The organism is Roseomonas marmotae (assembly GCF_017654485.1).
Lineage (GTDB): Bacteria > Pseudomonadota > Alphaproteobacteria > Acetobacterales > Acetobacteraceae > Pseudoroseomonas > Pseudoroseomonas marmotae.
Genome location: NZ_CP061094.1, coordinates 57,136 through 76,704 on the forward strand (window position 1 = coordinate 57,136; position 19,569 = coordinate 76,704).

The following is a 19,569-nucleotide window of genomic DNA, read 5'->3' on the forward strand; positions in this document are numbered from 1 at the left end:
ACAACAAACTCGCCTGGCCAGGTGAGGAAGGAAGAAAAGTGATGAGGAAGCAGTTCAGGACGGCGTTGCTTGGCGCGGTCGCCGGCATCACGCTTTCCGCAGGCGCCTGGGCGCAGCAGTCGCAAGGCGGCGCCACGCCGGTCACGCCGGTGCCCGCGCCGTCGGAGCGGTCCGGGACGCAGCAGGCGCGGCCTGCGCGGCCCTACAACCCCGTGACCGACCAGCGCCTGCAATCTCCCGAACCGCGTAACTGGCTGATGTACCGCCGGACCTATGACGGCCAGGGTTTCAGCCCGCTCGACCAGATCAATGCCGGGAACGTGCAGGATCTGGTGCCGGTCTGGACTTATTCGACAGGCGTGCTGGAAGGGCACCAGTCGCCGCCCATCGTCAATGACGGCATCATGTTCATCACCACGCCACAGGCGCAGGTGATCGCCCTGGACGTGAAGACAGGCGACCAGATCTGGAACTACAAGCGGCAGTTGCCGGAAGACCTGACGCAGCTCCACCCGACCAATCGCGGCGTCGCGCTCTATGGCGACCGGGTCTATCTCGCGACCGTGGATGCCTATCTGGTGGCGCTGGATGCGAAGACAGGCACCGAGATCTGGGCGAAGAAGGTCGAGGATTACCAGAAAGGCCATTACATGACGCTGGCGCCGCTGGTCGCCCGCGGCAAGGTGATGGTCGGCGGCTCCGGCGGCGAGTTCGGCGTGCGCGGCTACATCGCGGCCTTTGACGCGGGTACCGGAGAGGAAGCCTGGCGCACCTACACCGTGCCCGGCCCGGGCGAGCCAGGCCATGATACCTGGCAGAGCGGGTGGGAAACCGGCGGCGCCCCGGTATGGCTGACAGGGCACTACGACCCGCAGCTCAACCTGGCCTATTGGGGCACGGGCAATGCCGCGCCCTGGATGGGCGATGCCAGGCCCGGCGACAATCTTCACACCAGTTCGGTTCTCGCCCTGAACCCCGACGATGGCAAGATCCGCGCCCATCATCAGTACCACTGGAACGACAGCTGGGACTGGGATGAGGTCAGCGCACCCATCCTGATGGATGTGGAACGCGGCGGACGCACCATTCCCGCCCTCGTGCATCCCGCGCGCAATGGCTATCTCTGGACCCTCGAACGGGCGCCGGACCGCATCGGCTTCCTCTCCGGCGTGCCCTTCGTGCAGCAGGATGTCTTCGCGAGCCTGGACCCCAAGACGGGGCGCCCGACCTATAATCAGGCGCGCAAGCCGCGCCTGGAGCAGCGCGTGGAATTCTGCCCCTCGCTCTGGGGTGGCAAGGACTGGCCGCCGGCGGCCTACAGCCCGCAGACGCGCCTGGTCTACATCCCGGCCAATGAAAATCTCTGCGGCTCGCTCAGCGGGCACCGCATGGACTACGTGCCGGGGCAGCTCTTCCTGGGGGCGGGCATCGAGGATATCGGCATGTCCCTCCGGCCGAACGCCCCTCATATCGGCGAGCTTCAGGCCTGGGACATGGCGACGAACCGCAAGGTGTGGTCGCATCCTTTCCCGAATTCCCAGCTCTGGGGACCGGTCCTGGCGACAGGCGGTGGCCTGGTCTTCACCGGCGGCACCAATGACCGGATGTTCCGCGCTTTCGACGCGAAGACGGGGCAGCAGCTCTGGCAGATCCGTACCAATTCCGGCGTCACGGGCGTGCCGACCTCCTTCGAGGTGGACGGGACCCAGTACATCGCCGTCCAGTCCGGTTGGGGCGTCGACGCGCAGCGCATGCAGGAGAAGCTCTTCGAGATCGATCCGGTGCGCTTCCGCCGGGATGTGCCGCAGGGCGGCGTCGTCTGGGTTTTCGCTCTGAAGCAGCGGGCTCAGCAATAGGCCTGTCTTCCCGTCAATGGCCAGCAGAGCAGAAGGAGTTCGCGACGATGGTGACGCTTCAAATCAACGGTGAAAGCCGCTCCTACGACGGCGATCCCGCCATGCCCCTGTTGTGGTACCTGCGCGATATCCTGGCCTTGACGGGAACCAAGTTCGGCTGCGGGCAGGCGCTGTGCGGCGCCTGTACCGTGCATGTGAATGGCGAGGCCACGCGGTCCTGCCAGACCGCGATGGGCGACCTGGAAGGCGGTGCCGTCCTCACCGTCGAGGGCCTCAGCCCCGACGGAAGCCATCCGCTGCAGCGCGCATGGCGTGCCATGGGGGTGCCGCAATGCGGCTACTGCCAGACCGGGCAGATCATGCAGGCCGCGGCGCTGCTGAAGACCACGCCCAACCCGACGGACGAGGACATCGACACCGCGATGTCCGGCAATATCTGCCGGTGCGGCACCTATCAGCGCATCCGGGCGGCCATCAAGGCCGCCGCCCAGGGGGAGGTGTGACATGGCCATCTCCATCATCGCCAAGGCCAGCCGCCGCGACATCCTCAGAGGCGCCCTGGCCGCGGGCGGGCTCGTCCTCGCCCTCCGCATCCTTCCCGCCAGGGCGGTCGAGGCGCCGGAGCCGAAATTCGGCGCCGATGCCATGCCGCATGGCACGACCAACGATCCGCTGGCCTTTGTTTCCATCGCCCCCGACGGCAGCGTGACCATCATCTGCCATCGCTCGGAGATGGGCCAGGGTGTCCGCACCAGCATGCCCATGATCGTGGCGGATGAGCTGGAAGCTGACTGGGCACGGGTGAAGGTCGCCCAGGCACCGGGCGACGAGCCGCGCTTCGGCAACCAGGACACGGATGGCTCGCGCAGCACGCGGCACTTCCTGCTGCCGATGCGCGAATGCGGCGCCGCGGCGCGCATGATGCTGGAAAGCGCGGCCGCGGCCCGCTGGGGCGTGCCCGTCGGCGAGGTCGAGGCACGCGACCACCAGGTCCTGCACCGCCCGACCGGCCGCAGCTTCGGCTATGGCGATCTGGCGCAGCAGGCCGCGGCCCTGCCGGTGCCGAAGCGGGAGGATCTGCGGCTGAAGGAGGCTTCGGCCTTCCGCTACATCGGCAAGGGCGGGCTGCCGCTGGTCGATGGCTTCGATATCACCACCGGCCGCGCCATATATGGCCAGGACATCGTCCTGCCGGAGATGCTGTTCGCCGTCATCGCGCGGCCGCCGGTCTTCGGCGGGAAAGTGACCTCGGTGGATGACAGCGAGGCGCTGAAGGTGCCTGGCGTGGTGCGGGTCGTGCAGGTGGAGGGCACGCCGCCTCCGGCGAAGTTCCAGCCTCTCGGCGGCGTCGCCGTCATCGCGCGCAACACCTGGGCGGCGATGCAGGGGCGTGAGGCGCTGAAGATCACCTGGGATGACGGGCCGAACCGCTCCTATGACAGCACCACCTATGGCGAGAACCTGCGCCAGGTCGTGCGCCAGCCGGCCCGGCGGGTACGCGACGAGGGCGAGTTCAGCGATGCCATGGAGAAGGCGGACCGCAAGATCGAGGCCGAGTATTTCTCGCCGCATCTGGCGCATGCCCCCATGGAGCCGCCCGCGGCGGTGGTCCGCATCGCCGATGGCAAGGCGGAGATCTGGGCGCCGGCGCAGAGCCCCTATTCGGTCAGGGGCGAGGTGGCGAAGCGGCTCGAACTCAAGGAGGAGGATGTCACCGTCAACGTGACGCTGCTGGGCGGCGGCTTCGGGCGCAAGTCGAAATGCGACTTCGCCATCGAGGCCGCGCTGCTGTCGAGGGAGATGGGCGGCGCGCCGGTGAAGGTGGTCTGGACCCGCGAGGACGACATCCGGAACGGCTACTACCACACGGTGCAGGCCGACCACCTGGAAGCCGGGCTGGATGCGAATGGCAAGGCCACGGCCTGGATGCAGCGCAGTGCCTTCCCCACCATTCTCTCGATCTTCGCGCCCGACCCGAAGCAGGGCGGGGCCTTCGAGATCGGCATGGGCCTGGTCGATACCCCCTTCGACATTCCCAACCTCCGGCTGGAGAATGGCGAGGCGGCGGCGCATACGCGGATCGGGTGGTTCCGCTCCGTGCTGAACATCCCGCATGTCTTCGCGATGCAGTCCTTCGCTGCCGAGTTGGCGCATGCCGTCGGCCGGGATCCGAAGGACTATCTGCTCGAACTGATCGGGCCGCCCCGCATCGTGGAATTCACGGGACAGACGCAATACTGGAACTACAACGAGGACCCGCGCCTCTACCCCGTGGATGCCGGCCGCCTCCGGCGCGTGGTGGAACTCGCGGCCAAGGAAGCCGGCTGGGGCCGCCCGCTGCCGCCACGGCATGGGCTTGGCATCGCGGTGCACCGCAGCTTCGTCACCTATGTCGCCACGGTGGTGGAGGCGGCGGTGGATGAGCGCGGCAATCTCTCCGTGCCGCGGGTGGATATGGCGGTGGATTGCGGCTTCACGGTCAATCCGGAACGCGTCCGCGCGCAGATGGAAGGTGCCTGCGTCATGGGCATGAGCCTCGCGACCAAGAGTGCCATCACCTATGCCGAGGGCCGCGTGGAGCAATCGAACTTCCACGACTACGAGGTGTCGCGCATGGACGATGCGCCGCGCGAGGTGCGTGTGCATATCGTGCCGGCGGGCCTGGAGGTGCCTCCGGGCGGGGTCGGGGAGCCGGGGCTGCCGCCTTTCGCCCCGGCCCTGTGCAACGCCATCTTCGCCGCGACCGGCAAGCGTATCCGCCAGCTGCCGATCGGCGAGCAGCTGCGCACGTGAGGAAGCAGGGAATGGGACAGCCAGGATGGATGGCCGGGATGGCGCTGCTCGCCGGCCTGGCCATGCTTCCCCCCGCGGCGGTGGCCGCGGGGGATGAAGCGGCGACGGGCGAGGCTGCCTGCGGCGCCATCGCCCGCGCCGTGCACGAGATCGGCGCGGCGCGGCAGTTCCACTCGCGCATGGTCGCGCGCACGCCCGGCCGGCGGCGCCCGGTGGAGCAGGAGCGCTTCGTGCTGGGCGACGTGGTCTATGCCAATTCGCCCGGGGCGGGCCGCTGGATCAAGCTGCCCCTCACGGAAGCTGACCGCGATGCCCTGGAGGCCAGCTTCCTGGCCCATCCGCTGCAGAATTGCCGCGAGGAAGGCCGCCAGGACCTCGATGGCACGGCGGTCCGGCTCTTCAGCTACCAGCAGACCCTGCCTCGGGACGCGGGCGAGAGCGTCGCGCTGGGCCGCATCTGGATCGCCGAGGCGGATGGCCGGCCGCGCCGCTACGAGGGCCGGCATGGCGAGGTCAGCGTTCTGATGCTGTTCGACTACGAGAACATCGCCCCGCCTTTCAGGCAGTAGGGCGATCCGCGCCGAGTTGGCCTGGCCTGCCACGGATGGCGGGCCGGGCCAGTGGTGGCCGCCTTCCTGACACAGCTACCATTCTCCGGCCATTCCAGGACCGCGACCCGGAAGAGGGTTGAGCGACCAGGCGATCGGCTTGGCGGCAACTGCCGGATGGCCATCCGGCGGGCATGCCGGCCCGCGCCGTGCTCAGCCGGGAAACGCCTGGGCGATGGCCTGGCCTGCGAGCCGCGCGGTGGCCAGGAGGCGGTTCAGGTCATGCCCGCCGCGGGCCTTGGCGGAAAGGCCGGTCATGGTGGTGCTGACGAAATCCGTCAGGCGCTCGGCCTCCTCCGGATGGCGGGCGGCGATGTAGCGGCGGATCATGTCCTCCGCCGCCGCATGGAAGGCGCGGGAGGCCTCACGCGCCTCGGGGTCGTTGCAGCGGGTGCCTTCCAGCACGAGGCAGCCGGCGGCGGCGGGATTGGCGGCGTAGCGGCGGGCGGCCTCCTCCAGCAGCGCCGCGAGGGCTTCGGCCACGGGGCGATCGGGGCGCAGGAGGTCGGAAAGGGGAATGGCCTCGGCGCCCGCATAGCGGTCGAGGACGCGGGCGTAGAGGCCGGCCTTGTTGCCAAAGGCGGCGTAGAAGCTGGGCGGATTGATGCCCAGGGCTTCGGTGACCTCCGCGACGCTGACGGCATCATAGCCGCGGGCGTGGAAGAGGCCCTGGGCGATGGCGACCGCCTGGTCCGGGTCGAAGCGACGGGGGCGGCCACGGGGCCGTGGTTTATTTGTAGTCACTGATACAAAATGCCTTGACCAAGCCTTCCTTGAGTTTATGTAGTGAATCCTAATTTAATTCTCAAGGAGGGCCTATGGCCGCGTTTCAGGGAAAATCCGTTCTGGTGCTGGGCGGCAGCCGGGGAATCGGGGCGGCGATCGTGCGGCGCTTCGCGGCGGAAGGCGCGTCGGTGAGCTTCACCTATGCCGGGTCGCGTGAGGCGGCGGAGCAGCTCGCGGCCGAGACGGGCAGCAGGGCGGTGATGACCGACAGCGCGGACCGGGACGCGGTGATCGCGCGGGTGCGCGAGAGCGGGCCGCTCGACGTGCTGGTGGTGAATGCCGGGATCGCCCTTTTCGGTGATGCCCTGGAACTCGATCCGGACGCGATGGACCGGCTGATCCGGATCAATGTCCATGCCCCCTACCATGCCTCGGTCGAGGCGGCACGGCGGATGCCGGAGGGCGGGCGGATCATCGTCATCGGCTCCGTGAACGGGGACCGGATGCCCGTCCCGGGGATGGCGGCCTATGCGCTGAGCAAATCCGCCCTGCAGGGAATGGCGCGCGGGCTGGCGCGGGATTTCGGGCCGCGCGGCATCACGATCAACATCGTGCAGCCCGGGCCGATCGACACCGATGCCAATCCGGCGGAGGGGCCGATGAAGGACCTGATGCACAGCTTCATGGCCATCAAGCGCCATGGACGCCCCGAGGAAGTGGCGGGGATGGTGGCCTGGCTGGCCGGGCCGGAAGCCGGCTTCGTGACCGGCGCGATGCACACGATCGACGGCGCATTCGGCGCCTAGCATCAGGGGCCTGAAGCCGTCGGGACCGCGGCGGTTGGAACGGGGCGGGATGCCGTGGCGGCCGCCCCGCGAGGACCGGCGCCGGCCCCCATGGGTCAAGCCGCGGCACTCCGGCCCCGGCCTGATCTCTCCCCGATCCGCCCGCCGGGGCTAATGCGAGGGAAAGCGCCTCCTCAGCCAGGAGATGGCCAGGCGGTTCAGCTCCTCCGGCTTCTCTTCGGGGGTCCCATCTGTCCTGGGCGCCGTCGGAATGAACGGCATCACCGCGCCTCCAGCTCCAGAACCTCGCCCCCGGATTCCCTGAGGCGGGCGAAATACGCGCCGGAATCGAGCAGCTGGTGCGGGAAGTAGAGCCCGGCGGGGGTCGCCGGACGGCCATCGAGCCCTGTCAGCCGTTCCAGGATCATGGCGACCCCGAGGCCGGTCAGAGGCGCCGCTCCCCCGCGATGGACGACCGCGTGGCGGGTGCGAAGGGCGCGGCCCCCATGATCCTCGCCGGCGAGTTCGATGATGATCTCGGTCGAGACCGGCTCGCCACGGCGGCGGGTGGAACTGACGCCGGTCGCGATATTGAACTGGACGTCCGGCGCGCCGGTCGCTGTCGCCAGCCCGGCGACGTCGATGGAGGAGAAGCCGCCGGCCTCCATCCTGGTGCCGTCGGCGGCGTCGAACCAGGTCTTGGCATCGTCGCCGCCGCGCCAGAGATAGCCGCCGCCACGGCGCGTCAGGGCAGCGGGCAGGGTCCTGCTCAGGCGCTCGAAATCCTCGGCGACCGCCGGGCCGCCGGTATCCTGCTCATCGACCAGCGCGCCGATGACAATGCTGTCGACACGGCGGAAGGCCCTGGCGAGTTCGAGCGCGGGAACGGTCGTGGCGCCCACGAGCCATTCATAGCCAAGGACAACCGGCGCCGCGTCCGGCTTATGCATGTAGGTCGCGATTTCCGGGGCCATCTCGTGGATGCCGGAGGAGATGCTGATATGCGGCACCCCGCGCGCATGCGCGTAGCGGAGCCCGGCGAGCCTCTCGTCCCAGAACAGGACGGCGACGGCACTGATGGGCCGCCCGCCGAGGCCGAGGTCATCGGCGGTCAGGTTGATCGCCACGCCCTCGGCGCCGCCGGCCTCTGCCGCGGCCCTGCGGGCTTTGGCGAGGTCGCGGCCGCCGATCAGCAGCGGCAGATCCGGGTGGGCGGCCCGCAGGCACCGCGTCGTCCAACGACCGATGGCGCCGGAGCCGCCCATGAGCAGGATCGGAGCGGATGACATTGCTAGGCTTCCTCGCCTGGGATTACGAACTTACTTCCGGTAGGTAAACCCATTAACCTACTTTTGGTAGGTTAAAAGGCGCACGATACAGTGAGACCCAGTGAGCGAGAGGCAGCCCGGCGTCCGGCTTCGCGCAGGCTCTCGAAGGCCGAGCGGCGGAGCCAGCTGCTCGAAACGGCGCTTCTGATCGTCCGGGAAGAGGGCGCGGACCGGCTGACGCTGGGGCACCTGGCCGCGCGGGCCGGTGTTTCCAAACCAGTGGCCTATGATCACTTCGACACGCGGTCGGGCCTGCTGATCGAGCTCTACAGATGGATTGACCTGGAGCGCGTGAACGCGTTCCGGAACGCGATGGCCAGCGGCGAGCGGAGCCTCGATGAATGCGTCAGAGCCCTGGCGGCCGCCTATATCCATTGTGCCGCCGACAAGACGGACGAGTTCCACGCCGTGGGCGCCGCCCTGGCGGGCAGCGAGGAGAAATCCGCGGTTTTTCAGGAGTTGCTCAACCACTCCGTCCAGATGTTCATAGCGGTGCTGACGCCGCACAACACCCTGCCGGCCGATGAGCTGGAGCGCCGCTGCATCGGCCTCGTCGGCGCGGGCGAGGCGCTCTCGGCCGCGCTGGTGCGTGGCCAGTTCAGCGAGGCCCAGGCGGTCGGGGTATTCGCGTCGCTGATCAAGGGCGGATTGCTCACACCCCCGGGATGACAGGCCATGGCGGCAGCTATGACGATGACCCCGGCCGCGCCGGAACCTTGTCAGCGCGCCCGGGCCAGGGCGACGGCATCGGCGCCGGCGGGGAAGCGGAGCTGGCCGGTGCTGTCATGGACGGCCGCCCATACCGCCTCGGCCACGTCGGTTTCTCGTGTCGTCATCGCCGGCATCGCGAAAGCCGCAAGGATCGGCCGCGCGAATTCGGCATAGTCACCCGGAAGGAGCGCCTCGACCGGAAGGATGGCATTCGCGCCGAACCGGGTCGTCGGCGCATAGCCGGGTTGGACGAGCTTCACCTTGACACCGAAGCAAGCAAGCTCGTGGACAAGCGAGCCGGAGAATCCCTCGACCGCCTGCTTGGACGCGGTATATGCGGCGGCGAGCGGAAATTCCCCGAGCGTCACGCTTGATGTCACGTTGACGATCATGCCCGATCCGCGCTCCCGCATCCGCGGGATGATGGCCTGGCACATCGCCATGACGCCGATCGTATTGGTCTCGAAGAGTTGCCGGACCAGCGACATCGGCATCGCCTCGAAGGCGCCTATCCCGCCCACGCCGGCATTGTTGACCAGGACATCGACGGCGCCGACGGCCTCGACCAGCGCCGCGATGCTCCCTGCCTCCGTGACGTCCAGCGGCAGCACCCGCAGCCGGCCGGTATCCTTCCCGAAGACATCGGGGTCGGGTCGCCGCATGGCGGCAATCACATCCCAGCCGTTCCGGAGGAAATGTTCCACGGTCGCCTTGCCGTAGCCTGACGAGGTGCCGGTGATGAGGATGGACTGGGCCATTGGCTTTCTCCTGCCGTCTGATGGCTGGAGCATAGACGGGCCGGAATGGACGCTACATAATCCGGAGTCCAGAACCATTGATGGATCGTCCAGAACATGGACCCCCTGAGCGACATGATCGGCTTGCTGCGCCCCACGGCCGCCGTCGCGAAGCCGATTTCCGCCCGCGGCCGCTGGGGCGTCCGGTACCAGGCCCACGACGCGCCCGGGTTCACGATCGTGATGAACGGGCAGGCCTGGCTCACGCTCGATGGAAGGGAACCTCTCCAGCTCGGACAAGGCGACTTCATCCTGCTGCCGTCCACGCCCGCCTTCACCCTCAGCCATGCGCCGGGGGCTGCCTGCGTGCCGCTGGAGCCGCGGGATGAAGCGGTCCGCCATGGCGAGCAGGACGGCGCCCCCGACTTCCTCGCTCTCGGCGGCAGCTTCGCGTTCGAACGTGTGAACTCGTCCCTGTTGCTCGCCCTGCTGCCCGATCTCATCCACATCCCGGCTTCCGAGGGGCGGGCCACGCGGCTTGGCCGCCTCATCGAGCTGCTTTCCGAGGAATGCGCCGGCGATCATCCGGGCCGGGAGCTGATCATCGGCCGCATGCTCGAAGTGCTGCTTGTCGAGGCGCTGCGATGGCGGGGCAGCGAAACCCGATCGGCACCGACCGGCCTTTTCACCGGCCTGCGGGACCCCGCGCTCGCCCGGGCCCTTCAGGCTCTGCATGCCGATGTGCGCGCGAACTGGACTGTCGCCGGTCTCGCCAGGATCGCCGGTATGTCCAGATCCGGTTTCTCCGCGCGTTTCACCGAGAGCTTGGGATGCGCGCCGATCGAGTATCTGGCGCGATGGTGGATGGCGATCGCGAAGGATGCCCTCTCGAGCGGGAGGAAATCGCTGGACCAGATCGCGGAGGAGATCGGCTACGAATCCGCGAGCGCATTCAGCACCGCCTTCCGGAAGCGCCTTGGCTGCCCGCCCGGCCGCTTCGCGCGCGACAGGGCCTGACCTTCCGGCCGCGATGTCGGAAGCCGTGGCGCGGCAGCGGCGCCTAGAGATCGATGACGATGTAATCCTGCTCGACGGCCACAGGGAAGGTTTCCGCCCGCAGCACGGGCTCCTCCACCAGGGCCGCGCCGCTGACGGCGCCGACCGGATAGGCCCTGGTGCGGATGCGCTGCGGCTCGGCGCGGGACTGGCCGGTGCGGATGTCGAATTCCCAGCCATGCCAGGGGCAGCGCAGGATCTCGCCCGGGCGGGTATAGCGGTATTCGCCGGGCGCGGTGGCTTCCACCAGCCCGGAGGTGGTGCCCCGGCACAATTCGCCGCCCTGATGCGGGCAGCGGTTCAGCAGCCCGAAGAATTCGCCGCCCAGATTGAAGATGGCGATCTTCTTGCCCGCCACCTCCGCCAGCATCCGCCCGCCCGGCGGCACCGCCGAGACCGGCGCCACGACATGCCGCGGCATCAGCCTTGCCCGTAGAGCTTGAGGGCATTGCGGAGGAAGAGATCCTGCCGCGCATCCTCGCCCAGCCGTACCGGCAGGCTCCATTCCGGGTCGTCGTAATCCCAGTGCGGATAATCGGTGGCGAAGAGCAGGCGGTCGATGCCGATCCATTCGATCACGTCATGCAGGTGGCGGCGCTTCTCCGGCTCCTCCATCGGCTGGGTGGTGAGCCAGACATGCTGGCGGATCACCTCCGAGGGCGGCCGCGTCAGATGCGGCACTTCCTCCCGCAGCCGGGCCCAGGTCTTGTCCAGCCGCCAGGCGAGGGAGGGCAGCCAGGCGAAGCCGGCCTCGATCAGCACCAGCTTCAGGCCGGGGAAGCGCTCGAAGACGCCCTCGACCACCATGCTGGTCAGCAACGCCTGGCAGCACTGCGCATGGCCGACCATTTCCTCGATATAGTAGGAAGGCCAGCCGCCGGCGGTGACGGGGTAGCCGCCATAGCCGAAGGCATGCACGCCGATGGGCAGTCCCGCGCGTTCTGCGGCGGCATAGAGCGGCCAGTAGCGCCGCTGCCCCAGCGGCTCGGCGGTGCGGCTGAGCAGCATGACCTGCACGAAATCCTTGTGCCCGGCCCAGTGTTCGATCTCGGCCGCCGCCGCGTGCCCGTCCTCATAGGGGACGAGGATGGAGCCTTTCAGGCGGGAATCCCTGCTCGTCCATTCATCCACCTGCCACTGGTTCAGCGCGCGGCAGAGGGCGGCGCTGAAATCCAGGTTCTGCGCCGCGCCGGCGGCGGGGGCGATGACGTTCAGGATGCCCAGGGCAACGTTGTTGGGGTCGAGATGCTGTCGCTGCATGAAGCCGAGATCGCTGCCCGGCCGCCCGCCCGGTGGCCAGGCATCGATGCGCGCCGCATCCGGCTGGCCCTTGGGATAGGCCGGGCCGGACTGGTAGCCATGGCGCGGCAGCATGCCGAACTGCTCCATGTGCCGCTGCCAGCGCCGCGGCAGCCAGGGCAGGATATCCTTCGCCTGCATCAGGCAGGGATGGATGTCGCAATCGGCGATGGCGGGCCTGGTGGCACCCGGCGCGGCGCTGCCGGCCTCTTGCAGGTCCAGGCTCATGACGCGATGGCCTCCCTCAGCCGTGGATAGGTCGCCAGCGGATTCTCCACGGTGATCCGGCGTATCAGCTCCGGCGGCAGCGTGGCGGGCAGCGCGGCGTTTCCATCAAACTGCCAATGTGGGTAATCGGTCGAGAACAACAGCAGTTCCTCCGATCCCATATGCTCGATCACCTTCAGCAGGTCGGCGGCCTCGGGCGGGCCATCCACGGGCTGAAGGGTGAAGCGCGCCTGCTCCCGGATGATGGCGCTGGGGGAGCGGTCCACCCAGGGGATCTCCATCCGCAGGCCGCGCCAGTATTTTTCGAGGCGCCACAGGAAGGCCGGCAGCCAGGTGAAGCCGGATTCGATCATCACCACGCGCAGCGCGGGGAATTTCGAAAAGACCCCCTCGCAGACCAGGCTGGTCAGCTGCGTCTGCATGCCCTGCGCCTGATCGACGTAATCCTCCGTGTGATAGGAGGGCCAGCCGACCGGCGTGATGGGATGGCGGTAGGAACCGCCGGCATGGATGCCGATGGGCAGGCCATGGCGCTCGGCGGCGGCATAGATGGGCCAGAGGCTGCGCCTGCCCAGCGGCACGTCGCCCTGCGCCGGCAGCAGCACCTGCACGAAGCGGCGGTCGGCGGCGCGGCGCTCGATCTCGGCCGCCGCCATCTCCGGGTTCTGCACCGGCACGAGGATGGAGGCGCGCAGGCGCGGCTCCTGGTCCAGCCATTCCGCCGCAAGCCAGTCATTGACGGCGGTGGCATAGGCGGCGGCCATATCCTCGCTGAACAGCACCTGCACGCCGTAGAGGCAGTTGCAGATGGCGAGGCGCAGCCCGAAGCCATCCAGCGCCTGCGCCCGCAACTGCCCGAGGTCGCTGCCGGGCTTGCGGCCTTCCGGCAGCCGCCAGTCCGGCCGCGCGGTCAGCGGCGAGTTGCGGGGGTAGGTGATCGTCTCCAGGTCATGCACGCCGCGTTGCACCACCATGTCCCGCCATTGCGGCGGCAGGTAGGGCAGCAGCGCCGCCGGGCCTGGCACGGCGGGGTGGATGTCGCAGTCGATGGCGCCGGCGGTCATGGCATTCATGGCGCCTCCTCCGCCAGCAGCAGGTCGATGGCGGCGGTCCAGGAGAAGGTGCCGCCGCCGATGCCCTGGCCGGTGGTGGGGTCGAAATACTCGCTGAAGCCCTCGCGCCCGATCAGCGCGCGGGTATCGGCGCGGATGCGCGCGGCCTGGGCCGCCCGGCCCGCATCGGCAAAGCCCTCGGCGATCATCCAGTTCACCACGGCCCAGATCGGGCCGCGCCAGTAGCGCAGCGGCTCGAACATCGGATGCGCCGGGTCGGTGGAGGGCACGGCGAAGCGCACCCGCGCCAGCCAGTCCTCCAGCGTCGCAGCGAGTTGCTCCGCATGGCGATGGACGCCGCCAAACAGCGGCAGAAAGCCGGCGGAGGTGCTGGCGGGCAGGATCTCCCCACCGACCAGGTCGCGGGAGCGGTAGATGCCCGCGGCTTTCTGCCACAGGGTCTCGATGGCGGGTTCGGCGCGGGCGAGGCGGGTCTCAATGGCGGCGCGGTCGGCGGCGCTGCCGAAGCGGGCGGCGAGGGCCAGCAGGTCGCGCTCGGCGCGGGCCAGGATGGCATTGGTGCCGACATCCGCCACCCGGAAGGGCGAGGCCCGCAGCATCCGCGCCGCATCCCATCCCTCGGCCCGGAAGAGGTCCACGAGATGAATGAAGCGCTGGTAGTCGATGGCGCGCGGGCGGAAGGCGGGGTCAATATGCGCGGTGTCCCGGCGGCGGATCTCCGAGGTGGTCTCGGTCGGCACCCGGTCCAGGATGCTGTCCCAGGCCGGGCTGTTGTCCATGCCGGTTTCCCAGGGATGCAGGGTGGCGACCAGCCCGGTGCGACCGGGGTCGCGCGCCTCGGCCCACCAGCGATGGCTGGCCAGCAGCCTGGGGTAGATGGCGGCGGCCTCCGCCTCAGCCGCCGCGCGGTCGCTGGCGCGGTCCAGCAGGCGGCGGGTGGCGGTGGCCAGCACCGGCGGCTGGGTGATGCCGGAGGTCGGCGGATCGCGGCGCACGCCCCAGACCTCGGGGCCGGGGAAGTAATCGTCTGACGGCGCGTGGAAGACGATCTGCGGCACCAGCCCGTCCTCCCACTGGCCTTCCAGCAGCCGGTGGATCTCCCGCCAGGCGCGCGGCTCGTCGAAGATCCCCCAGCCCATGGCGACGAAGGCGGAGTCCCAGTTCCACTGGAAGGGGTAGAGCCGGTCGGTCGGCACGGTATAGCCGCCGCGGTCATTGGTCCGCAGCACGGCCTGTGCTGCCTGCAGGCGCTCGCTCATGCGCGACTCTCCAGCGCCACACCCTTGGCGGCGTCCATCCAGTTGAGGCGGTCCAGGTTGGGCCGCAGGTGCAGCACCTGCCCGGGCTGGGGCAGGGCGCCATCGGCGTAGGGCACCACCACGCGCATCAGCTGGCCCTCGGTGGTGCCGGTCAGCAGCAGGTGGGAACCCAGCGGCTCGGCCACGCGCAGCTCGAAGGCGAATCCATCCCGCGGCGTGGCGGGCTGCAGGTCCTCGGCGCGCAGGCCCAGCACCACCTCGGCGGCAGGGGCGGGCGCCGGCAGCGTCAGGCCACCCAGCGCGACCTGCCCGCCGCGCACCGGCAGACGCAGGAAGTTCATCGGCGGGCTGCCGACGAAGCCGCCGACAAAGCGGGTGCGCGGGCGGTGATAGATCTCGGAAGCGCCGCCGATCTGCTCGATCACGCCGCCATGCATCACGGCGATGCGGTCGGCCAGGCCCATGGCCTCGGTCTGGTCATGCGTCACGTAGATGGTGGTGGTGCCGGAGGCCGCCAGCACCGCCTTCAGCTCCGCCCGCATCTCCAGCCGCAGCAGGGCATCGAGGTTGGAGAGCGGCTCGTCCATCAGCAGCACCGCCGGCTCCACCGCCAGGGCGCGGGCCACCGCCACGCGCTGCCGCTGGCCGCCGGAAAGCTGCGCCGGGTAGCGGGCCAGCAGCGGTTCGATATGCAGCAGCGATGCCGCGCGCTCCACCTGCCGCTGCATGCGCGCCTTGTCGGCGCCCGCCATCCGCAGGCCGAAGGCGATGTTCTCGGCCACCGTCAGGTGCGGAAAGACCGCGTAGTTCTGGAAGACCATGGCGAGGCCCCGCTTGCGCGGCGGCAGGGCCGAGACATCGCGCCCGCCGATCAGCACGCGCCCGCCGCTCTGCGCCTCGAGCCCCGCGATGATGCGCAGCAGGGTGGTCTTGCCGCAGCCGGAAGGGCCGAGCAGCGCCAGGAACTCGCCGTCATGCACTTCGAGGCTGATTTCCTCCAGCGCGCGGGTGGCGCCGAAGGCTTTCTGGATTCGGTCGATGGTGATGTTTGCCACGCGGCCAGCCTATCGGTTGCCGATGCCCCACATCGCGAAAAGGCGACGCCGGACCAGGAAGATGAAGATGACGGAAGGAACGATCAGGATCATCCCGCCCGCGAACTGCACATGCAGCGGCGATTCCGAGAGCACCGAGAGCAGATAGGCCGTCAGTGTCCGGTGCCGCACCGTGAGGACCGAGGCCGCGAAGACCTCGTTCCAGGAGAGCACGAAGGCAAAGATGCTGGCGGCGGCGATGCCCGGCAGCGCCAGCGGCAGCACCACGCGCAGGAAGCCGGTGAAGCGGGAGCAGCCGAAGACCCAGGCCGCTTCCTCCAGTTCCGCCGGGATGCCCTGGAAGAGGCTGGCGCAGACCAGCGTGGCGAAGGGCACCGCCAGCACCGCATGCAGCAGCGCGACGCCGAAGGGCGTGTCGTAGAGGCCGAGACGAATAAAACTGACCGTCAGCGGCAGGGCCAGGATGGCCACGGGAAAGGCCCGCGTCATCAGGATCAGCAGCCGGTAGCTGCCGGCGCCCGGAAAGCGGAAGCGCGCCAGGGCATAGCCGGCGGGCACGCCCAGCAGCAGGGCCAGCACCATGCACATGGCCGCCGCCTGCACGCTGACCCATGTGGCGCGCCAGACGCCGTCGATGGCCAGGAAGGCGCCGACCGTATCCAGCGAAAGCCCGAGCGGCAGGAAGGGCTTCGGCCATTGCGAGACGATCTCCCGCCCGCCGAAGGCGCCCAGCGCCAGCAGGTAGATCGGCACCAGCGTCCAGGCGCAGAGCACGGCCACGCCGCACCAGAGCAGCCCGCGCCGCCAGACGGGGGTCATGCCCGCTGCTCCGCCGGCACGCGCAGCGCCACCAGATAGAGCAGCGTCGCCGCGACCGAGATCACCATGACCAGCACCGCATAGCTGGCGGCCACGCCATAATCCTGGTTGCCGTACTGCCAGTTGAAGGCCTCGCTGACCAGCACGGGGAAGTTGCGGCCGCCGAGGGCGAGGGCCATGGCGAACATCTCGAAGGCCAGCACGGTGCGCAGGATCAGCGCGGTCTGCAGGCTGGGCCGCAGAAGCGGCAGGGTGATGCGCCAGAAGCGCTGCCAGGGGGAGGCGCCGAAGACCTCCGCCGCTTCCTCGTATTCCTTCGGCAGCAGCTGCACTCCGGCCAGCAGGATGACGAAGACGATGGCGGTCGCGCGCCACAATTCGGCGACGATGATGCCGGCCAGCAGCACCATCGGCGTCTCATAGGTCAGCCAGGCCTCCGGGCCGCTGATCACGCCGAGCTTGAAGAGCAGCGTGTTCAGCCAGCCCTGGTCGGTCAGGATGGCCAGCCAGACCAGCCCCGCCGCGAGGTCGGAGATGCCGAGCGGGATGGACCAGACCCAGAGGATGATATCCCGCCCCTTCCTCACATGCCGCAGCATCATGGTCATGCCGAGCGCCAGCATGCATTGCAGCGGCACGACGATCAGCACCACCGAGAAGGTATTGACCACGGCGTCCTGGAAATTCAGGTCATCCGCCATGCGGTGCCAGTTGCCGAGGGACCAGGTGCCGCCCTCCTGGAAGGCCAGCAGGGCGGTCTGCGCCAGCGGCACCACGAAGAGCACGCCGAGGAACAGCACGGAAGGCAGGACCAGCAGATAGGGCAGGGCCCCGGCGCGGCGCATGGGCTGTCACTCGACCGGGCAGGGACCGTCGCTGCGGGCATCCGGTGCCCAGCAGGAAGCCTTGGTATCCGCGATGATGCGCTTCATGGCCCCGGCCTGGCGGTCCAGCACGGCCCGCGGCGGCTCGCCCCGCAGCACCACGCGCTGGAAGGTATCCATGAAGAGCTTGTCGAACTCACCCCCGCGCTGGTCGAGCCCGACCGGCAGGGCACTGACCAGGGAATCCGGCGCCGCGCCCATCTTCGCGACGGCATCGGCGGCCAGCCGCAGGCCGGGGTCGAGGTCAGCGGGCATCTCCACCTGCACGACCGGGAAGAAGGCCACGGCCTTCAGCGTCTCGATCTGCACGGCCGGGCGCGTGAGGTATTCGATTAGCTTCGCGGCCTCGGCGGCGGCTGGCGCGCCATTGGCGATGGAAAGTCCGGCCACCACGGGCATCCAGCCCCGCCCCTTCGGACCGGCGGGGGCGGGGAAGGCCACGAAGTCATCGGGCTTGCGGCTCAGCGCATCCATCAGCCGCGCCACATGGTCGAAGGCGATCCAGACATCGCCGGAGAGCAGCGGCTCCTGCATGAAGCCGTAATTGGTGGAATTCGGGTTCACGAACTTCCAGAGTTCGCGGAACTGCGTCCACATCTGCTCGGCCTCCGGCGAACGGAAGCTGCGCACCACGCCGCCGGTGAAGGAGGGATAGAGATAGCCCTCGAAGAAGCGCGGCATCAGCCCGGTGGGGCCGGCGGGGAAGCCCAGCATGCGCCGGCCGGTCTTCTCCTGGACATTGGCGGCCCATTGCCGGAGCTGATCATAGGTCAGCGCATTGATGTCGGCGCCGGCGGGCAGGAAGGGCAGCGCCTGCTTATTGGCCACCATGATGTAGGTGGCCTGCATCCACGGGATATAGAGCTGCTGGCCGCCGCCCAGCTTGCCCGCCTCCAGCATCGACGGGTTGATCTGGCGGTTGGTCAGGCTGCCCAGCACGTCATCCAGCGGCGCCAGATTTTTGGTGCCGGCCAGCGGCAGCAATTCCCCATGCAGGCCGCCGATCAGGCTGCTGACGACCTTGCCGCCCTGCGCCTCGGCCCGCACATGCACGCCGAGCTGCGGTGGCTGCTCGGTCACGAAACTGGTCGGCACGGGCGCGCCCGCCAGGATCTGCGTCCGCATCTTCTGCGCCGATTCGATCGGGCGCAGCTGCGTGGACAGGAAGACCAGTTCCTGCGCGCTGGCGGGCGCGGGCGCCCATGCGGCGGCGGTGCCGAGCAGGAGGCCGGCGAGCGCGGTGGCAAAACCTCTACGGGATGATGGGACCTTTGCCATGCAGGGTTTCCTCCGGTTGATGCCGGCTTGGTCGCCGGTCCTTGGATACGGGTTCAGGCGCCGGGCCGTCGGAGGCCCGGACGATCAGCCGCGCCTGCCGCAGCTCGGCCATGCCGGCCGGGCTGGCGCCGCGCAGCAGTTCCAGAAGCATTTCCACCATCCGCAGCGCGCTGCGCTCGACATCGGGGTCGAAGGTGGTCAGGGGCGGGTCGGTATAGGTGGCGACCGGCAGGTTGTCGTAGCCGATGACGGCAAGGTCGTGGCCCACCTTCAGGCCGGCCCGTGCCGCCGCCCGCAGCGCGCCCACGGCCAGCCGGTCGGTGGCGCAGAGCAGCGCGCTGGGGGCGCGGCCGGCGTCGATCATGCCCTGCAGCAGGCGGAAGCCGTTCTCCTCCGTCGGTTCGGCCTCGGCCACGGGGCCGGGGGAGAGGCCTGCCTCGGCCATCGCATTCTCGAAGCCACGGGCGCGGTGATGCCCGAAGCTGTAGAGACGGGGCGCGCCCAGCAGCCCGATGCGGCGATGGCCCGCGGCGATCAGCCGCCGCGTGGCCAGCCGGAAGGCACCTTCGCCATCGACATCGACATGGGCATGCGGCCGCGCTTCCTCCGTGCGGCCATGCAGCACGAAAGGCATGCGGGAATCCAGCAGGTAGCCGACGCGAGGGTCCTGGCGGCGGGCCCGGGCCAGGATCACGGCATCGACGCGGCGGTTCTCCACCAGCTGGCGGTAGAAGGCCTGCTCCTCCTCACCGACGCGGGCGGTGCCGACGATCAGGTCGAGCCCGGCGGCAGCCAGCTTGGGCCCGATGGCGCCCAGCAGGCGCAGGAAGAAGGCATCCTCCAGCTGCCCTGGCCCGGTGGGCAGCACGACGCCCACGGCATCGCTGGTGCCGCCGCGCAGCCGGCGGGCGGCGGCATTGGGGCGGTAGCCCAGCCGGTCCGCCTCCGCGCGCACCCGCTCCCGCGTCTCGGCCGAGACATCGCTGAAGCCGCCCAGGGCACGGGAGACCGTGGTGACCGAGATATTCAGGCCCTGGGCGATCCGGCGCAGCGACATGGCCGAAACCGTGATCC

General features: G+C 69.3%; 19 protein-coding genes. 7 read left to right on the top strand and 12 right to left on the bottom strand.

What is annotated here, in order from left to right; genetic code table 11:
• The first annotated feature begins 41 nt into the window (after positions 1–41).
• The 4 genes from IAI58_RS18785 to IAI58_RS18800 are packed head-to-tail and all read left to right on the top strand — an operon-like array spanning position 42 to position 5,218.
• Positions 42–1,856, top strand: coding sequence for a methanol/ethanol family PQQ-dependent dehydrogenase (locus IAI58_RS18785; RefSeq protein ID WP_207447688.1), 1,815 nt, complete (start codon positions 42–44; stop codon positions 1,854–1,856).
• A 47-nt stretch (positions 1,857–1,903) separates the two neighbouring features.
• Positions 1,904–2,359 (top strand): (2Fe-2S)-binding protein, encoded by a 456-nt coding sequence (locus IAI58_RS18790; RefSeq protein WP_207447689.1) that lies wholly within the window; start codon positions 1,904–1,906, stop codon positions 2,357–2,359.
• A gap of 1 nt (position 2,360) precedes the next feature.
• Positions 2,361–4,649 (top strand): xanthine dehydrogenase family protein molybdopterin-binding subunit, encoded by a 2,289-nt coding sequence (locus IAI58_RS18795; protein WP_207447690.1) that lies wholly within the window; start codon positions 2,361–2,363, stop codon positions 4,647–4,649.
• Positions 4,650–4,660: 11 nt separating this feature from the next.
• Positions 4,661–5,218 (top strand): LolA-like protein, encoded by a 558-nt coding sequence (locus IAI58_RS18800; protein ID WP_207447691.1) that lies wholly within the window; start codon positions 4,661–4,663, stop codon positions 5,216–5,218.
• Positions 5,219–5,410: 192 nt separating this feature from the next.
• Here the strand turns inward: IAI58_RS18800 and IAI58_RS18805 are convergent, their stop codons facing one another.
• Entirely contained in the window at positions 5,411–6,001 is a 591-nt protein-coding gene (locus IAI58_RS18805; protein WP_207447692.1) for a TetR/AcrR family transcriptional regulator, read from the bottom strand.
• 74 nt (positions 6,002–6,075) lie between these two features.
• On the opposite strand from IAI58_RS18805, the gene bdcA reads away from it, so the two are divergent.
• Complete coding sequence (gene bdcA, locus IAI58_RS18810; RefSeq protein ID WP_207447694.1) at positions 6,076–6,789, top strand: SDR family oxidoreductase; 714 nt, start codon at positions 6,076–6,078, stop codon at positions 6,787–6,789.
• Between the two features lie 260 nt (positions 6,790–7,049).
• On the opposite strand, the gene IAI58_RS18815 is transcribed toward bdcA, so the two are convergent.
• Positions 7,050–8,057 carry a hypothetical protein gene (locus IAI58_RS18815; protein WP_207447696.1) on the bottom strand — a complete coding sequence of 336 codons (1,008 nt, stop codon included), beginning with the start codon at positions 8,055–8,057 and terminating at the stop codon, positions 7,050–7,052.
• A gap of 90 nt (positions 8,058–8,147) precedes the next feature.
• Here IAI58_RS18815 and IAI58_RS18820 point away from each other — a divergent pair, with 90 nt between their 5' ends.
• Positions 8,148–8,765, top strand: coding sequence for a TetR/AcrR family transcriptional regulator (locus tag IAI58_RS18820; RefSeq protein ID WP_207447698.1), 618 nt, complete (start codon positions 8,148–8,150; stop codon positions 8,763–8,765).
• A 50-nt stretch (positions 8,766–8,815) separates the two neighbouring features.
• Here the strand turns inward: IAI58_RS18820 and IAI58_RS18825 are convergent, their stop codons facing one another.
• Positions 8,816–9,565 carry an SDR family oxidoreductase gene (locus IAI58_RS18825; protein WP_207447700.1) on the bottom strand — a complete coding sequence of 250 codons (750 nt, stop codon included), beginning with the start codon at positions 9,563–9,565 and terminating at the stop codon, positions 8,816–8,818.
• A 96-nt stretch (positions 9,566–9,661) separates the two neighbouring features.
• Between IAI58_RS18825 and IAI58_RS18830 the strand changes: the two genes are divergently transcribed.
• The gene (locus tag IAI58_RS18830; RefSeq protein ID WP_207447701.1) at positions 9,662–10,561 is read left to right on the top strand and encodes an AraC family transcriptional regulator; all 900 of its coding nucleotides are present in this window, start codon (positions 9,662–9,664) and stop codon (positions 10,559–10,561) included.
• Between the two features lie 43 nt (positions 10,562–10,604).
• Here the strand turns inward: IAI58_RS18830 and IAI58_RS18835 are convergent, their stop codons facing one another.
• From IAI58_RS18835 to IAI58_RS18875, 9 genes are read right to left on the bottom strand one after another with little or no spacing between them, the layout of a single operon-like run.
• Positions 10,605–11,021 carry a Rieske (2Fe-2S) protein gene (locus IAI58_RS18835; RefSeq protein WP_207447703.1) on the bottom strand — a complete coding sequence of 139 codons (417 nt, stop codon included), beginning with the start codon at positions 11,019–11,021 and terminating at the stop codon, positions 10,605–10,607.
• Positions 11,021–12,127: an amidohydrolase family protein gene (locus IAI58_RS18840; protein WP_207447705.1), complete on the bottom strand. Its 1,107-nt coding sequence runs from the start codon at positions 12,125–12,127 to the stop codon at positions 11,021–11,023. Before IAI58_RS18840 ends, IAI58_RS18835 begins: the two co-directional genes overlap by 1 nt.
• Positions 12,124–13,200: an amidohydrolase family protein gene (locus IAI58_RS18845; RefSeq protein ID WP_207447707.1), complete on the bottom strand. Its 1,077-nt coding sequence runs from the start codon at positions 13,198–13,200 to the stop codon at positions 12,124–12,126. The genes IAI58_RS18840 and IAI58_RS18845 overlap by 4 nt, the downstream gene beginning before the upstream one ends.
• Positions 13,197–14,459: an MGH1-like glycoside hydrolase domain-containing protein gene (locus IAI58_RS18850; protein ID WP_207447708.1), complete on the bottom strand. Its 1,263-nt coding sequence runs from the start codon at positions 14,457–14,459 to the stop codon at positions 13,197–13,199. Before IAI58_RS18850 ends, IAI58_RS18845 begins: the two co-directional genes overlap by 4 nt.
• Complete coding sequence (locus IAI58_RS18855; protein ID WP_207447709.1) at positions 14,456–15,514, bottom strand: ABC transporter ATP-binding protein; 1,059 nt, start codon at positions 15,512–15,514, stop codon at positions 14,456–14,458. The genes IAI58_RS18850 and IAI58_RS18855 overlap by 4 nt, the downstream gene beginning before the upstream one ends.
• Positions 15,515–15,523: 9 nt before the next feature.
• The gene (locus tag IAI58_RS18860) at positions 15,524–16,333 is read right to left on the bottom strand and encodes a carbohydrate ABC transporter permease (RefSeq protein ID WP_207447710.1); all 810 of its coding nucleotides are present in this window, start codon (positions 16,331–16,333) and stop codon (positions 15,524–15,526) included.
• Positions 16,330–17,178 (bottom strand): carbohydrate ABC transporter permease, encoded by an 849-nt coding sequence (locus IAI58_RS18865; protein ID WP_207447711.1) that lies wholly within the window; start codon positions 17,176–17,178, stop codon positions 16,330–16,332. The genes IAI58_RS18860 and IAI58_RS18865 overlap by 4 nt, the downstream gene beginning before the upstream one ends.
• A 6-nt stretch (positions 17,179–17,184) precedes the next feature.
• A complete protein-coding gene (locus IAI58_RS18870; RefSeq protein WP_207447712.1) occupies positions 17,185–18,495 on the bottom strand; it encodes an ABC transporter substrate-binding protein in 1,311 nt (436 codons plus the stop codon).
• A complete protein-coding gene (locus IAI58_RS18875) occupies positions 18,470–19,552 on the bottom strand; it encodes a substrate-binding domain-containing protein (RefSeq protein ID WP_207447713.1) in 1,083 nt (360 codons plus the stop codon). The genes IAI58_RS18870 and IAI58_RS18875 overlap by 26 nt, the downstream gene beginning before the upstream one ends.
• Positions 19,553–19,569: the final 17 nt, after the last annotated feature.